At 45.3% G+C, this 15,592-nt stretch carries 12 protein-coding genes; 3 read left to right on the forward strand and 9 right to left on the reverse strand.

Translation table 11 applies throughout. The features are described 5' to 3' along the window. Positions 1–3 precede the first annotated feature (3 nt). Positions 4–2,145, forward strand: a complete 2,142-nt coding sequence (locus HC965_RS05530) for a S46 family peptidase (RefSeq protein ID WP_191030514.1) — start codon at positions 4–6, stop codon at positions 2,143–2,145. 168 nt (positions 2,146–2,313) lie between these two features. Here HC965_RS05530 and HC965_RS05535 read toward each other — a convergent pair whose 3' ends face one another. The 5 genes from HC965_RS05535 to HC965_RS05555 all read right to left on the reverse strand — a co-directional run bounded on the left by HC965_RS05535 (position 2,314) and on the right by HC965_RS05555 (position 7,571). Beyond that, positions 2,314–4,248 carry a DEAD/DEAH box helicase gene (locus tag HC965_RS05535; RefSeq protein ID WP_191030515.1) on the reverse strand — a complete coding sequence of 645 codons (1,935 nt, stop codon included), beginning with the start codon at positions 4,246–4,248 and terminating at the stop codon, positions 2,314–2,316. Positions 4,249–4,322: 74 nt separating this feature from the next. Further along, positions 4,323–5,384, reverse strand: coding sequence for a tyrosine-protein phosphatase (locus HC965_RS05540; RefSeq protein WP_191030516.1), 1,062 nt, complete (start codon positions 5,382–5,384; stop codon positions 4,323–4,325). Between the two features lie 135 nt (positions 5,385–5,519). Then, positions 5,520–6,440 carry a carbohydrate kinase gene (locus HC965_RS05545; protein WP_191030517.1) on the reverse strand — a complete coding sequence of 307 codons (921 nt, stop codon included), beginning with the start codon at positions 6,438–6,440 and terminating at the stop codon, positions 5,520–5,522. Beyond that, entirely contained in the window at positions 6,428–7,033 is a 606-nt protein-coding gene (locus HC965_RS05550) for an SIS domain-containing protein (protein ID WP_191030518.1), read from the reverse strand. The genes HC965_RS05545 and HC965_RS05550 overlap by 13 nt, the downstream gene beginning before the upstream one ends. Before the next feature lie 4 nt (positions 7,034–7,037). Next, a complete protein-coding gene (locus HC965_RS05555; protein ID WP_191030519.1) occupies positions 7,038–7,571 on the reverse strand; it encodes a TIGR00730 family Rossman fold protein in 534 nt (177 codons plus the stop codon). 104 nt (positions 7,572–7,675) lie between these two features. On the opposite strand from HC965_RS05555, the gene HC965_RS05560 reads away from it, so the two are divergent. Continuing rightward, on the forward strand, positions 7,676–8,896 hold the full coding sequence (locus HC965_RS05560) for a pitrilysin family protein (RefSeq protein ID WP_191030520.1): 1,221 nt from the start codon (positions 7,676–7,678) through the stop codon (positions 8,894–8,896). Between the two features lie 59 nt (positions 8,897–8,955). Continuing rightward, positions 8,956–10,053, forward strand: coding sequence for an SGNH/GDSL hydrolase family protein (locus HC965_RS05565; RefSeq protein ID WP_191030521.1), 1,098 nt, complete (start codon positions 8,956–8,958; stop codon positions 10,051–10,053). Between the two features lie 233 nt (positions 10,054–10,286). Here HC965_RS05565 and HC965_RS05570 read toward each other — a convergent pair whose 3' ends face one another. The 4 genes from HC965_RS05570 to HC965_RS05585 are packed head-to-tail and all read right to left on the reverse strand — an operon-like array spanning position 10,287 to position 15,589. Further along, positions 10,287–11,546 carry an IPT/TIG domain-containing protein gene (locus HC965_RS05570; RefSeq protein ID WP_191030522.1) on the reverse strand — a complete coding sequence of 420 codons (1,260 nt, stop codon included), beginning with the start codon at positions 11,544–11,546 and terminating at the stop codon, positions 10,287–10,289. A gap of 7 nt (positions 11,547–11,553) precedes the next feature. After that, positions 11,554–13,335: an IPT/TIG domain-containing protein gene (locus HC965_RS05575; RefSeq protein ID WP_191030523.1), complete on the reverse strand. Its 1,782-nt coding sequence runs from the start codon at positions 13,333–13,335 to the stop codon at positions 11,554–11,556. Positions 13,336–13,347: 12 nt separating this feature from the next. Beyond that, positions 13,348–14,289, reverse strand: coding sequence for a phosphodiester glycosidase family protein (locus HC965_RS05580; RefSeq protein ID WP_223854729.1), 942 nt, complete (start codon positions 14,287–14,289; stop codon positions 13,348–13,350). Positions 14,290–14,302: 13 nt separating this feature from the next. Then, entirely contained in the window at positions 14,303–15,589 is a 1,287-nt protein-coding gene (locus HC965_RS05585) for a RagB/SusD family nutrient uptake outer membrane protein (RefSeq protein ID WP_191030524.1), read from the reverse strand. Between the last annotated feature and the right edge of the window lie 3 nt (positions 15,590–15,592).

Below are 15,592 nucleotides of genomic sequence, written 5' to 3' on the forward strand. Positions count from 1 at the left end.
AACATGAAATTCAGACTAACCGCCATCGTACTTCTCTCTATCTGTCTCTCGAAAGCTTTTGCTGACGAGGGAATGTGGTTGTTGGGAAATCTCAATAAAAACAAGCAGACGGAACAAGTGATGAAACAACTGGGCTTGCAGATGCCTGTAAAGAAACTATATGACCCGAAGAAACCATGTCTTGCAGATGCTGTTGTCAGCTTTGGCGGCTTTTGTTCGGGAGTCGTTGTTTCCGAAGACGGCTTAGTGTTTACCAACCATCATTGCGGATTCAGCAGTATCCAGCAACATTCTTCAGTGGAACACGACTATTTGAAAGATGGTTTTGTGGCACATAGTCTTGAAGAAGAACTGCCGAATCCGGAGTTGTATGTTCGTTTCCTGCTTCGTACGGAGAATGTGACCAAGCGGGTATTGTCCGCCGCAAAATCTGCCAAAACAGAGTCGGAGCGCCGCGTAGCTGTCGATTCAATTATGAATGTAATCGGCATGGAGATTTCTGAAAAGGACTCTACATTGACCGGAATAGTGGATGCTTATTATGCGGGAAATGAATTTTGGCTTTCCGTCTACCGGGATTATAACGATGTTCGTCTGGTATTTGCTCCCCCTTCTTCTGTCGGAAAGTTCGGATGGGATACGGATAACTGGATGTGGCCGCGTCATACAGGCGATTTTAGCGTATTTCGCATCTATGCCAACACCAAGAACGGTCCGGCGGATTATTCTCCTGAAAACGTCCCGTATCATCCTGAATATGTAGCTCCCATCTCTTTGGATGGATATAAGGAAGGCTCGTTCTGTATGACGCTTGGTTATCCGGGAAGCACAGAGCGTTATCTTTCTTCGTATGGCATTGAGGAAATGATGAATGGCATCAATCAGGCCATGATTGACGTGCGTGGGGTGAAACAGGCTGTTTGGAAGCGGGAAATGGATCGTCGTCCGGATATCCGCATCAAATATGCTTCAAAATACGATGAAAGCTCCAATTACTGGAAGAATAGCATCGGAACGAATAAAGCCATCAGACATCTGAAAGTCCTGGAAAAGAAACGTACTGCTGAGGCTGCACTCCGTGAGTGGATTCAATCGCACCCGTCAGAACGGGAAAAACTCCTCCGCTTATTTTCTTCTTTGGAACTGAACTATAGCAACCGCCGCGAAACAAACCACGCTTTGGCTTATTTCGGAGAGGCGTTTATTAATGGCCCCGAATTGGTTCAACTTGCCCTTGAAATCCTGAACTTCGACTTTGAAGCAGAAGAAAAGCAAGTAGTAAGCCGCATGAAGAAACTATTGGCAAAGTATGATAATCTTGACCTTTCCATTGATAAAGAGGTCTTTGCTGCCATGCTCAAGGAGTATCAGGAGAAAGTCGACAAGAAATATCTCCCCGCTATGTATCAGAAGATAGATACGCTTTACAACGGAAATATTCAAACTTATGTCGATTCTTTATACGCAACGTCCCAAATAACTTCTCCAAAAGGCTTGAAACGTTTCCTGGAACGGGATACGACCTATAATCTGATTGAAGACCCTGCTGTTTCCTTAAGTCTCGACCTGATTGTGAAATACTACGAGATGAATCAAAGTATCTCCGAAGCTTCCGAACAGATAGAGCAAGGCGAACGTCTGTTCAATGCTGCCATGCGTCGCATGTATGCCGACCGTAATTTCTATCCCGACGCCAATTCCACCATGCGTTTGAGCTTTGGAACAGTGGATGGTTACTCACCTTTTGATGGAGCTACCTACGACTATTATACGACCGTAAAAGGCATATTCGAAAAGGTGAAAGAGCATGCCGGGAATATTGACTTTGCCGTCCAACCGGAGTTGCTGAACCTGCTTTCTTCCGGTGACTTCGGCAGATATGCCAATGAACAAGGCGATATGAGTGTTTGCTTCATCTCTAATAATGATATTACAGGCGGAAACTCCGGCAGTGCCATGTTTAACAGCAAAGGAGAATTGCTCGGCCTGGCTTTCGATGGAAACTGGGAAGCAATGAGTAGTGATATTGTATTTGAACCGGATTTGCAACGCTGCATCGGAGTGGATGTCCGGTATATGCTCTTCATTATGGAGAAATACGGTAAAGCAGGAAATTTGGTACAGGAATTAAAAATAGCCCGGTGAAGAATTATATAATTTCTCTTTGTAGCAATTATGCCCAGGGGAGAGCAGTTGTGTGCCCCGGGATAATAAAAATAAGCCAAGGGTTCACGTGAGATGAGCCCTGGGCTAAATTGTAGGAATCCCTGGGATGATTGAAGTCCACTCCAGGGTATATATTCGGTTAGAATCTTATTTCTTAGGTTTTCTGCGTGCCCATCCTTCTTCGCTGAAGTCAGGCTCTTTATCTTTGAAAAACTCCTGCCAGTCATCTTTCTTCTTAGGGCCACGGGCATCTGAATATCCCCGTTCTGTGCGGCTTGGTTTATCCTTTTTGCCGGATTTTGAGTCTTTGGCAGAAGCATCCTTAGATTTCCTGTCCTTATTCTCATAGCGTGGAGCACGTTCCTCGCTTTTACCACCAAATCGCTTACCACCTTTGCGTTCGCCTGAACCATTTTCACGTCCTTTTCCACCCTCTTCGCTGGATACTTCCACAACAACTTTGCGTCCATTCCATTTTGCACGGCTTAAGGCTTTCACTACATTGATAGCTTCTTTTTCAGGCACTTCGAAGAAAGAGAAGTTCTGCATTAAGTCAATGCGTCCCAATTCGATGCGTCCACGTGTGTTATTGTTTAGCAAACCGATAAGGTCACTCGGGAAGAAACTGTCCGTTTTACCTAAATTGATAAATAAGCGGTTGAAGCCCGGAGCAGCTTTCCGGTTTCTTTTCTCGAAACCACCTTCTCGGCGATCACCCCGTCCGGCGCGCTCTCCACGTTCCCCACGCATATCGGTTGGTACCTCTATTTCTGCGCGGTTGCGGTAATACTCTGCAAAGCGGTTGAACTCATGCGAAACCATTCGTTTAATCAAGTCCTCTTTGCTCAGCCATTCCAGTTTACGATAGATTTCCGGCATGAATTCAGATATCTCTTCTTCGTTCACTTTTACTTTTTCAAGTTCGTCAATCACTTTCAATAACTGCTTCTGGCAGATTCCGGCTGCTGTCGGCATTTCTCCCGGAATGAATTTCTTACCGATAATACGCTCTATTTCGCGCAACTTTCCTTTTTCACGCAGGTTGATAATAGCGATAGAAGTACCAGTCTTTCCGGCACGTCCAGTACGTCCGCTACGGTGAGTATAGCTTTCCGTGTCGTCCGGCAATCCGTAGTTGATAACGTGAGTCAGGTCGTCCACATCCAGGCCACGGGCAGCTACATCCGTAGCAACGAGCAGTTGCAGGTTGCGGATACGGAATTTCTGCATGACAGCATCACGCTGTGCCTGCGACAGTTCACCGTGCAGCGAATCGGCATTATAGCCTTCCTGCATCAGTTTGTCTGCAATCTCCTGAGTCTCTTTACGGGTACGGCAGAAGATGATACCATAAATCTGAGGATAATAGTCAACGATACGTTTCAGCGCCTCGTATTTATCTTTGGCTTGTACCGTATAGGAAACGTGTTTAACGTTACTGGTACTTTCGTTCTTACGGCCGATAGTTATTTCCTTGGCATTGCGCAGGTAATTCTTTGAAATACGCGCAATTTCAGGACTCATAGTAGCCGAGAAAAGCAATGTATTACGTTCCTGCGGCACATCGGCCAGAATAGCATTGATGCTTTCTGTAAATCCCATGTTCAGCATTTCGTCTGCTTCGTCCATCACCACGTTGCGGATGGTAGATAAGGATACGGTTTTGCGTTCCATCAAGTCCAGCAAACGTCCGGGGGTGGCAACGATGATATGCACGCCCCGTTTCAGGCTGCGTATCTGGCTGTCAATGGAAGAACCACCATATACTGGCAGTACCTTCAGTCCGTCAATGTATTTGGAATAATCGTTCAAATCTCCCGCTATCTGGAGACAAAGCTCACGGGTAGGGCAGAGGATGAGCGACTGCGGAATTCGATTTTTTACGTCAATCTGTTGGATCAGGGGCAGTCCGAATGCGGCTGTTTTACCTGTTCCTGTCTGTGCAAGAGCTACTACATCATTATTTTCTCCTAAAAGGTACGGAATCACTTCCTCTTGTACCGGCATGGGATTCTCGTATCCCATTTCTTCAATTGCTCTACGTATCTCCGGAGAAACGCCAAGCTCTTCAAATGTCTTCATTAAATCTCTGTATATCTTTTATTTCGGGCACAAAGATAGAGAATAATTACGAATTATTAATTACGATTTGCCATTTATTCCAGCAGGATACTGCGTAACTCTTCTATTTCTTCGACAGAAAGTCCGATCCCTTTCTTCAGGTAGCCTTGTACGCTTCCATACTCTGACTCAATCTGTTCCTTTGCAGCATTCAGAAAATCTTCCTTAGCCGAATAGATAGTAGTGATCGCTTCCTGCGAATTTGCCGGCAACTGATAAGCGTATTTTGAAGCTTTGGGGATATTGAAATAATCATTACTTAACCGGTAATCTGACATTATCACGTCCTCATTGACACCTAGTGCGGCAAGTAGCAAGGCGGAAACGATTCCCGTACGTCCTTTCCCCGATGTACAGTGAATCACAGCTGGATAGCAATCACGATTGAGCAAAACAGAGAATAATTCTTTGAATTCCTTCTGATAGTTCATCACTAATTCACGATTCATCCGCTCCACCAGGCGGTATATAGTATCGCTTTTTATCTTCTCTTCCTGAATCCCTTGCAGGATTTTATCCATATTTCCTGTCGGAATGGGGATGTGTACAATCTTAAACCCGTCATCATGTAGCTGCGGATAGTTATGTCGTTCTTCTTCGGCACGTAAGTCTATGATAGTTCGTATGCCCATATTCTTCAGTTCCCGGCGTGAGCAGGGTGGAATGCTGTCTATCTGTGCCGAACGGTAGAGCATGCCCCAACTGACCGATTTTCCTGTATCAATGGATTTATATCCACCCAAATCACGAAAGTTTTGAATACCCGGAATGTTAACGTTGCGGGTAGCAACTTTGATCCGGTATTTATTATTGAATACCATCAGATAATAATAGCGCCGGGACGGATCATTGGGCACGATTATCATCTTGCCGTTGGATATCTCGCTCATTGCTACAGGAGAGCTTTCGGGAATCAATTCGGGAGAAGTAGATGCATATACTTTTACCTGTCCTTTAAATAGTGGCGCTGTTTCCCATTTAATCACGCAATTTCCCACATTATTTTCTTCACATACCACCGATATGGTTGGTGGAGTGCTGGAGCAGGACGGAAGCACTAACAGGATAGTAAGCCAGCTTAACAGGTTCTTGTACATAGTTTCTTTGTCTGAGTGAATCATATACGCAAAGATAGGAATTACCGGAAGATATGGTAATTCCTTTGCGATAATTAGCCAAAGTTAATAGTAATTTACGTGCGAACGCGGACTGTACTTACAGCTAATGAGGGATTATTTATAGTTCTGCGCAAACTCCACCGACACCGAATTGCTGAAACTGCGGCAAACCTCGGCGGCAAAGTCTTTCCCGCATTGAATAATTTTATCCCAAGTCTCTTCGTTCAGATTGTTCAAATCGCGGTAGCGAACATCCTGTTTTAACAATCCGTAAATCAGTCCCGCATTGAAATTATCACCGGCTCCGATGGTGCTGACAGCTTTCAACGGGGCTATCGGATAATCCTTGTTGACCAGGTTGGTGCGCAGCGAAACTTTTTCTCCGCCTGCGGTGCAGATAAATCGGGGGCAGTAGAATTTGATTTTATCCTTGTATATCTTGTCGGCATCCTGCATTCCATACATATAAAGGAAATCCTCTAAAGAACCGCGAACAATATCTGCATATTCCAGATTTTCGATAATTGTCGGAGCCAACCTCATCGCTTCATTCTTGTGCGAAGAGCGGAAGTTCGGATCATAATAAATAATGGCCTTTTTCTCCTTTGCCTGGTCGAGTAATTCGAGAATCTTTTCCCGTAATACCGGATTCAGGGCATAGTATGAACCTACCATGACAATATCATCCTCTTCCAATTTTGGAAACAGGACATCCAAGCGTTGTTTGGGATAATCTTTGTAGAAAATATACTCGGCATCACTTTGCTCGTTGAGAAAAGCAAGGGATACCGGTGATTTACCGTCGGGAAATACATTCACATGATCCGTCGGGATATTATTCTCACGCATGAATTGCAAGATAATGTTCCCTACACGATCATTGCCGGTTTCGCTAATGAAACCGACATTAATTCCCATCCGCCCTAAGGATACGATGCCGTTGAATACAGAGCCTCCCGGTACGGCTGCGGAAGGCTGGTCACCTCGAAAGATGATATCGAGGATTGTCTCTCCGATGCCGATTACTTTTCGCATAGCGATCTTGATTTTTCTCCCAGATAACCGCCGTGATGACGTTTTGAATATTCCTCTATGGTAAATTGGGTTTCCTTCATAGTCTGCACTACTAATATATCACCGATAACGGTCATTGCAGTAGTCGAAGTAGTAGGAGTCATACCTAATGTACAAACTTCAGCCGGCTTGCCGGTACTCAGGCAAACATCCGATTCATGTGCCAGCGGGCTGTCGGGATTTCCCGTGATAACGATAAACTTCAAATCCGGGTCCAGATTATGAGCCAAACGGGTTAATTCAACGATTTCGCGTGTCTTACCTGAATTAGAGATAAGCAGCAGTAAATCGTTTTTCTGTAAGATACCCAAATCACCGTGTTGTGCTTCACTAGGATGCAGAAAAACGGATGGAATACCGGTAGAACAGAAAGTAGTAGCAATGTTCATCGCAATTTGTCCGGCTTTTCCCATGCCGGAAGTTACTAATTTCCCCTTTTTCTGATGTATTTGTTCTACAATCAGTTGTACGGCTTTCTCATAAGCGTCTGTTACAGGGATGTTGAGCACGGCTTGTGCTTCCTGTTGCAAAAGTTGTTTGATGGAGTCTATCATATAATCAGTTTATTTTTTCTTTCAATTCTTCCAGAGTGTTTGTTACTTCGTAATAGGTGGAAAAAGGCTGCCGGGCAAACCCTTTGTCTTCTAATGTTTTGAGTGCTTTCAATAATTCGTCATAGAAACCGTATTCGTTGTAAAAGACCACCTTTTTATGATGGTATCCGATAGAAGCGGCGGCTATCACATGAAATATTTCATCCAATGTGCCCACGCCACCCGGCAATGCCACCAGTATATCCGATTTCTCGGTTATCACATCTTTCCGGTCACTTAGATTATGAGTGCGAATCACTTCGTCCAGGCAGCTGCTTACACTGCCTTTTTCTTCCAGTTTGGAAGGGACTACCCCGATGACTTTCCCGCCGTTCTCTTTCACGGCACGGGCTACGCATTCCATAAGTCCGAGGTTGGCTCCTCCGTAAATCAACGTTTTACCTGTTTTCCCCATCCATTCGCCGATTTGGCGGGCACTTTCGAAGTACATTTTGTCAATGTTTTCAGAGGCAGAACAGAATATTCCTATCTTTTCCATATACGTTGTAACTGTTATAGTCCACAAATATCTGCAATTTTCTATAAACAGCAATAAGTTTTATTGTATTTTTGTACCATAATTCAATAAGGAACCAGAAAACAATGCAATCTAACGAATATACACTCCCCAACGGCCTGCGTATTATCCATGAACCGACTCTCTCAAAAGTAGCTTATTGTGGTTTCGCCATTGATGCCGGAACGCGCGATGAGGCGGAGAACGAACAGGGAATGGCTCATTTTGTGGAACATCTCATCTTTAAAGGAACGGAGAAGCGAAAAGCTTGGCATGTCCTCAACCGGATGGAAAATGTGGGCGGTGACCTGAATGCCTACACCAACAAGGAAGAAACAGTAGTCTATTCCGCCTTCCTGACCGAACATCTGGAGCGGGCACTCGAACTGTTGGGGGATATTGTATTTCATTCTACCTTCCCTCAACACGAGATAGAAAAAGAAACGGAAGTCATTATTGACGAAATCCAATCCTATGAGGATACTCCTTCGGAATTGATATTCGATGATTTTGAAGACATGATTTTCCGTAATCATCCGCTGGGAAGAAATATCTTGGGTAAACCGGAACTGCTACGGAGCTTCCGCACCGAAGATGTTCTTTCGTTTACCCGCCGGTACTATCAGCCGGGAAATATGGTCTTCTTCGTTCAGGGACAATACGACTTCAAGAAAATAATCCGCCTGGCGGAGAAATACCTGTCGGATATTCCCGCCGTGGAAGTGAACAATCACCGCGTACCCCCTCCACTTTACGTCCCCGAGCATTTGACGATTGCCAAAGATACGCATCAGGCACACGTAATGATCGGTAGTCGTGGCTATAACGCCTATGACGATAAACGTACGGCCCTCTATCTGCTGAATAACGTTCTCGGCGGCCCCGGTATGAACAGCAAACTGAATGTATCTCTCCGTGAGCGTAGAGGACTGGTTTATAATGTCGAATCCAACCTGACTTCTTATACCGACACAGGAGCTTTCTGCATCTACTTCGGAACAGATATCGAAGATATGGACACCTGTCTGAAACTGACTTATAAAGAACTGAAACGAATGAGGGACACGAAAATGACCTCTTCCCAACTGGCCGCGGCTAAGAAACAACTCATCGGACAAATAGGAGTAGCATCTGATAATTTTGAGAATAATGCATTAGGAATGGCGAAAACATACCTGCATTACCATAAGCACGAATCGCCGGAACTTGTCTTTAAACGTATAGAGACATTAACAGCTGAACAACTGCTGAAAGTCGCCAATGAAATGTTTGCAGAAGAATACTTGTCTACGTTGATTTATAAATAATGTATGATACTGTCTTGGCATGATAGAACCACTCATAAACCACTAATATTAAATTGACCATGAAAAACTTGACACGGAATGTTTGGATTTGCTTAGGTTTGCTGATGCTGCCTCTTGCTATGTCCGGACAAGAAAAGAACAACTTTACCTATACATCGGCACAAGACCTTTTGCTGGTAGGTAAAGCAACCTCCGAAGGTGAATATTTCCATCGGGTAGACACGGCGAAGTACCATTCAATGCCGCCCAGGGTAAAGAAACTATTCACGAACTCTGCCGGCCTGGCTATTTCCTTTACTACGAATAGTCCGGTGATAAAGGCCAAATGGACTGTACCTGATAATCCGCAATTACCCAATCTGACGAGAGTCGCTCAAAAAGGGCTGGACTTGTATATCAAGCGAGATGGAAAATGGCAGTTTGCAGGAGTAGGAATGCCGGGCGGCGTGACTACGGAAAGAGTACTTGTCGATAACATGGGTACTGAAGAAAAAGAATGTTTGCTGTACCTTCCTTTATATGATGAACTGAAAAGTCTTGAAATCGGAGTTCCTTCCGATTCGTATATACGCAAAGGGCAGAATCCGTTTAAAGAGAAAATAGTAGTGTACGGATCAAGTATCTTGCAGGGAGCATCCGCCAGCCGTCCCGGTATGGCTTACCCGTCCCGTTTATCCCGTAGCAGTGGATATAACTTTATCAATTTAGGATTGAGCGGTAACGGAAAGATGGAGAAAGAAGTTGCTGAAATGTTAGCAGATATAGATGCGGACGCCTTTATTTTGGATTGTATTCCCAATCCTTCTCCCAAAGAGATTACTGAACGTACTGTTGATTTTGTAATGACATTGCGGCAGAAGCATCCGGATACTCCTATTATCGTGATACAAACATTGATCCGTGAAACGGGTAATTTCAATCTGAAAGCCCGCGAAAATGTGAAGAAGCAGAATGAAGCTATCGCCGGACAGATAGAAGTTTTACGTAAGAAGAACGTCAAGAATCTGTATTTCATCAAAGAAGACGGCTTCCTGGGAACAGACCATGAAGGAACCGTTGACGGGACTCACCCGAATGATTTGGGATTCGACAGAATGTTGAAGAAGTATAAACCGGCTATCGGCAAGATTTTGAAAATCAAGTTTAAGGATGAATAACAGAAGTGAAGGATGAATCAGAGAAGCGAGAGATGAATAACAGGAAAAAAGATGATGAAAAAGACAGAAAAAGAACTATCATAATGGAAAACCAATACTGATAGAAGCAGAAAGATAAAAGAAATAAAGGTCAACTCATGAGGGTGAGTTGACCTTTTTCTTTGTAAATGTGCTAAGTTATTCCTGAAAACAGTACTTGATAAAAGCCTGTCGTCCTATCGTAGGACATTTGATTATTTGACAGTAATACGTCGAATCAGATAGTTGACGGCACCTGCCACATACATCGTCTTGCAGTCTTCCGAAATAATGATTTCATACGGTTGATTGAAAGTAGCCTTCAAGCCTTTTCCGTCGGCAAACCCGGCTTTTCCAGAACCTGCAATTGTTTCTAATGTTCCTTTCGAGTAGTCGCCATTTGCGTCGGGAGTTAATTTGCGGATACAATTATAGGTGTTGTCAGAGATATATAAACATCCGTCCGAGCCGGCAGCCATACCAAAAGTCGCACCTACTTTGGCAGTAAGCGGATTGCCGGGCTCACCGTCATAATACTCCTGACCTTTCACTCCATCTCCTGCAATCGTCTTTTGAGTACCGTCCGGGCTAATCTGAATCAGGGCGTAGCTGCTGGAAGTACCGACAATCATATTCTTATTCTTGTCGAATACAATGTAGTTCGGCGAAGCATTGAGAGTTGCGAAAGTCGTTTTCGTACCCGAAGGAGTGAATTTATAAATCGCTTTATTGTCACGTGCCGATACATATATATTATCTTCATCGTCAAATACCACATTCATTGGACTCTTCATACCGGATGCGATGGTAGAAACCGTCATGTCGTCAGTTTCAATTTTCCGTAGCATCCCTTTCCCTTTATCAATGAAGTAGTAATTCCCTTTCGAATCGAATCCGCCCTGCCAGATAGCACTGCTGCCGTCAACCGCTACATCAATCAGCGAAGTAACCAGGAAGTCCGGAGAAATGCGGCGTATATAGTTATATCCGCGTTCTGTGAACCAAAGGCTGCCGTCGGGAGCAAAAGCTATTCCGGTGGGGAGTTTGGTCGTAGCTTCGGTTCCCACTCCGTCCTTCATCTCAAAGACGCCTTTTTGCCCGACGATTGTCTGGACGATATACTCTTGATCCGGAGTCTTCAGATAATTAAGTTCAAGCCCCGTCAACTCACCCGAAGGAGACTTGACACGGATGGAATACTTTCCCGGAGCCATCTCGGGCAGTATTATTTTCAGCTCGTCTTTGGCGGCTTCTATAACAGTTGCCTGTTGGTCATTGATAAAAACAGCATTCTCTTCGGGCACAGTGCTGAAGTTGCGTCCCAATATCGTAGCTATTTCGCCGGAGTAAACATTGGTTGGCTTTACAAGAACCAGTCTGAGCTCTGTCACTGACGCTTTGTAGTCATTATCGCTGCATGCTGCAAACAATGATAAGAGTAAGCAGGCAAGCAATAGGGTAGTTATCTTTCTCATAGTTTTCTTATTTATTAATCGTAATCGCGCGAATCAGGTGGTTCTGTTCATCGGCGACATATATTTTATCTAATACCAGTATGCTGGCAGGCCCATTGAACGTAGCCGTCAGGGCAGAACCATCCACCTTTCCTTTAGTCCCCGGAATACCGGCTATCGTCTTCAAGGTTCCCTTCGCATAGTCGCCATCCGCATTCGGGGCTAATGTACGTATCGTCTGCATGGTATAATCGGCGATATAGAGAACATCGTCCTCTCCGAAAGCAATACCGAACGTGCCGCCCATTGTCGCAGTAGACAAATCATTCGGTTCGCCGTCGGAATAAGTAGCAGCAGTAGGTGCTACCCCCGTTCCGAATACAGTTTTCAGCGTACCGTCCGTATCGAACATATGCAACTGGTACGTGCCGCCGGTGCCAACAAAGAGTCTTCCCTTTTTATCTATGGCCATGCAGTTAGGCCCGGCTTTAAGTGAAGACATATCGTAGCTGGTGACAGTGCCGTCAGGAGTAATCTTCTTCACAGCCTTATTATCACGGTCGGCCACGTACATATTATCATTCCCGTCGAATATCACACTCATCGGGCTCTTGAAAGTCGTCCCGGTAGCAAACACCGAGCAAGTGCCGTCCTGTGTGACCTTAATAATATTATTCAAAGCCTTATTGGCTACATAATACGAACCGGAAGCATCGAAATCCCCCTGCCAGGGAGCATTGAACGTGACAGTTCCACTTTTGGCGACAGTCGATACATTATATGCCTGATCCATTTTTCTGATTACATTATTTCCTCTCTCGGCAATCCATATATCACCGTTTGGAGCCAGAGCCAACCCTTGCGGGAATTTGAAAGATGCCGCCGTTCCCTTGCCATCGGTGGATGTCGTTGCAGAATTACCTGCCACCGTTTCTACCGTATAAGAGAAATCCTCGTAAGTGAAACTAAGATTCTCCACCGTCTTGTCTGCCACAGTGACCTTCACAGGATAACTTCCGGCAGGATTTTCCGGCACGACGAAAGTAAGCGTTGTCGCAGTTACAGACTTGACAACAGCCTGTTTTCCATTGACAGACACCGCATTCTCTTCAACCGTATCACCAAACCCTTCTCCCGAAAGCGTTACCTCGTCTCCCGCCTTTCCGCGTGCAGGAGCAATCGAAGAAGTCGTCAGTTTCACCGTATGCAGATAAGTAAACAACGGACTCTTCGCCTCTTTCCCGGCTGTCTTCACGCAAATAGGATAACTGCCTTCTTCAGTATCCGGAATGATAATTTTAAGCTGACTGGCAGTCGCTTCCTTCACTTCCGCCACCACTCCGTTAACCGTCACCTGATTTTCGGTGGCAACCGTGCTGAAACATTGTCCAATCAGTGTCACCATATCTCCTGCATAGGCAGAAGACGGCATCACCTGCAACACCGCTAATTCAGGTGGAGCCTGGGGGGAAGCATACGTAATTTTAAGTCCTTCCACCGTTTCCCCTTTCACTGCTACCTTTACCGAATAAGTACCTTCGGGATTGCCAGGAAGAGAAATGATCAGGCGATTATGAGTCGCATCCGTAATCTCCGCTTGGACGCCATTGATAAAGACCTCATTTTCAAGGATAATATCAGAAAAGTAAACCCCTGAGATGATGGCAGTGCCACCCACCGAACCGGCTTTCGGAATAATTGAAATGAGTTTCGGGGGAAATTGCTGTGAACCCGTCTCGTCCGAGTCCGAACAGCCGCAGAACACGTTACAGCAGAATAAAATGGATAAAATCAATATTGGATTTTTCATACTCTTTAATTTTTAAGGTTCATTGACTGTTACCATCCAGGCATTTACGACAGGACGCTCCTGCCCGTCGGAAGGACGGTTTCGTATCTGGAATATATCCGCTATCGGGTGGCGTATCAGCATTTGGGTAGAGCCGCCGCCATCCAGATTCGCAGCCCAGGAACAGCCCAACGCTTTCATAATTGAACCCATCTCAGGATACGTAAATCCGTATGAATAAAATTCCACACGCCCGTCTACCACCATAAAGTAGACATGACCATCATTTGAATATCCGACGCATGTACGCGGGTCGATACCTTTATAAGTTCCACCGGATATTTCCCCATCACGCAATACGATGACTCCGCTTCCCGTTACTTCTTTAAGATTATACTGCATACCTCGATATTCCACCGAGTCCGCAATTACCATCTTATTGTCTTTCGTCAACGCAATGAAGCTCAAAGCCTGTTGGGGAAGCGACTCTTTGTAGATAAACGAATTTTTTAGAATCACGCCATTGCGGTGAATCGGTCCCCTGATGTCCATCGTACTGACATCCCAAAAGTCGGCATTAACCATCGCTGCCACCCGGTGCCACGGACGGTCGGCGTAATCAGCCATTTCCGTAAGCGTCTGACGCTGGAAATTATTGCGTACATCGGCGTCATACGGCATACCGACTTCGAGCGATACTCCCGGCACATTCAAGTCGATGTCGATTATAAATAGATGGGTGGAGCGGCTGTCCGCTTTCTGAAAATGAATATCCGTTTCCGTTACTCCCAGCGCCACCACAAAACTCGTGTCGGTATATACACGTGCCACAGTCTCACTGTTCGCCAATAACTTCCTGCCTATTTCTGTTTGCGGAGTATAGGGAATATCTTTAATTGTATCGTTTGAACAGCTTAAAAATGCAAACGGCAATAGGAAAGATAGAATCTGTATGTATTTTAATAAGTTCATCATCTTCGTTATTTTTTTAGTTAGCCCAATATGAATTTTGATTTAGGAGTTTATTGAGAGATCTTTCTTTTGCCGGAATGGGCAAACGGTTGTATTTACGTTCGAAACCAAGGTCACTTTCCAACCGGTTGAGGCGTACCAGGTCGAACCACCGGAAACCTTCTGCCAACAGTTCCACCCGGCGCTCTTTAAGGACAGCGTCTATGAAATCACTTTCGGTGGCGGGATGCACCGAAGGAAGTCCCCGGAATTTGCGCAATTCATTCAGTCGGCCAAGTCCTTTGGCGAGTCCTTGCGCTTCGGCGCTAATCAGATACATTTCTCCCAAACGGGTAATGATAATCGGGTCGGTAGTGACTTCCCCGCCGGAATACTTGTTAATGACTTCGTTCGTTTCCTGCATATCAATAGAGATGGCGGTACGTTTGTCGTCCGGTTCGAACATATTCATCACTTTCGTAGTCGGTGCATACGTATAACTGCCCCCATTTGCCGACGAACGCGAATAAAGAGACGCGCTTAGATTGACACTGGATTCATTAAGCAGGTTGGCAAACGTGAAGATTTCTTCCCTGTTTGCTTTTCCTCGGAAAATCTGGTCGAAATCCGCCAGTGAGAAATTGGCGTCACTGATGATTTCTTCCGCCAGGCTCGCGGCTTCCCCCATTTTCCCCTGGGCGAGTTTGGTACGTGCCATCAAAGCCTTTGCCGCCTGCTTGGAGACATAATTCTTATCTGTAAAGACAGGCGCATAGTCGATGGCCGTCTGGAAATTCTTTTCCACAAAACTCCATCCTTCCGCTTCTGACGATGCGGCAATATCCCCTGAAACGGGAGCTTCGAGGATAGGAACCTCACCATAGCGGCTGACTAGATTGTAATAAAGCAATCCCCGGAAGAAACTGGCTACTCCCAGAATCTCATTCCTGGAAGACGTGTCGGGTAGTTTGTTCAGGGAGACAATCAGCGAATTGACTTGGTAGAGAGCCGTGTAAAAACCGTCCCATGGCCCGCTGACAAAGCCGCTTTCGGGAGTGACAAGGTCTTTGACCAGCAATATCGGGTCTTTGAGCCCGGTAGCTCCGCCGCGCACCAGTTCACCGCCCACGACATCCTGCGTGAGATAACCGTTTGCTGTCGGCTTGTTCTGCATATAAAAGTAGAGCCCTGTAAGCAGTAACCGTGCATCCTCTTCAGTCAGGTTGTCACTGGATACTGCGTTATGGGGATATTGATCCATTTCGTTGCAACTTGTGGCAAATACCAATAGTAGTGCTGTTAGCGATATAATAAAATTCTTCATAGC

The organism is Bacteroides sp. GM023, assembly GCF_014750685.1.
Lineage (GTDB): Bacteria > Bacteroidota > Bacteroidia > Bacteroidales > Bacteroidaceae > Bacteroides.

Excerpts from the sequence above, each read along its gene's own strand:
- HC965_RS05530 (WP_191030514.1), top strand. The coding sequence starts at position 4 with ATGAAATTCAGACTAACCGCCATCGTACTTCTCTCTATCTGTCTCTCG.
- HC965_RS05535 (WP_191030515.1), bottom strand. The coding sequence starts at position 4,248 with ATGAAGACATTTGAAGAGCTTGGCGTTTCTCCGGAGATACGTAGAGCA.
- HC965_RS05540 (WP_191030516.1), bottom strand. The coding sequence starts at position 5,384 with ATGTACAAGAACCTGTTAAGCTGGCTTACTATCCTGTTAGTGCTTCCG.
- HC965_RS05545 (WP_191030517.1), bottom strand. The coding sequence starts at position 6,440 with ATGCGAAAAGTAATCGGCATCGGAGAGACAATCCTCGATATCATCTTT.
- HC965_RS05550 (WP_191030518.1), bottom strand. The coding sequence starts at position 7,033 with ATGATAGACTCCATCAAACAACTTTTGCAACAGGAAGCACAAGCCGTG.
- HC965_RS05555 (WP_191030519.1), bottom strand. The coding sequence starts at position 7,571 with ATGGAAAAGATAGGAATATTCTGTTCTGCCTCTGAAAACATTGACAAA.
- HC965_RS05560 (WP_191030520.1), top strand. The coding sequence starts at position 7,676 with ATGCAATCTAACGAATATACACTCCCCAACGGCCTGCGTATTATCCAT.
- HC965_RS05565 (WP_191030521.1), top strand. The coding sequence starts at position 8,956 with ATGAAAAACTTGACACGGAATGTTTGGATTTGCTTAGGTTTGCTGATG.
- HC965_RS05570 (WP_191030522.1), bottom strand. The coding sequence starts at position 11,546 with ATGAGAAAGATAACTACCCTATTGCTTGCCTGCTTACTCTTATCATTG.
- HC965_RS05575 (WP_191030523.1), bottom strand. The coding sequence starts at position 13,335 with ATGAAAAATCCAATATTGATTTTATCCATTTTATTCTGCTGTAACGTG.
- HC965_RS05580 (WP_223854729.1), bottom strand. The coding sequence starts at position 14,289 with ATGATGAACTTATTAAAATACATACAGATTCTATCTTTCCTATTGCCG.
- HC965_RS05585 (WP_191030524.1), bottom strand. The coding sequence starts at position 15,589 with ATGAAGAATTTTATTATATCGCTAACAGCACTACTATTGGTATTTGCC.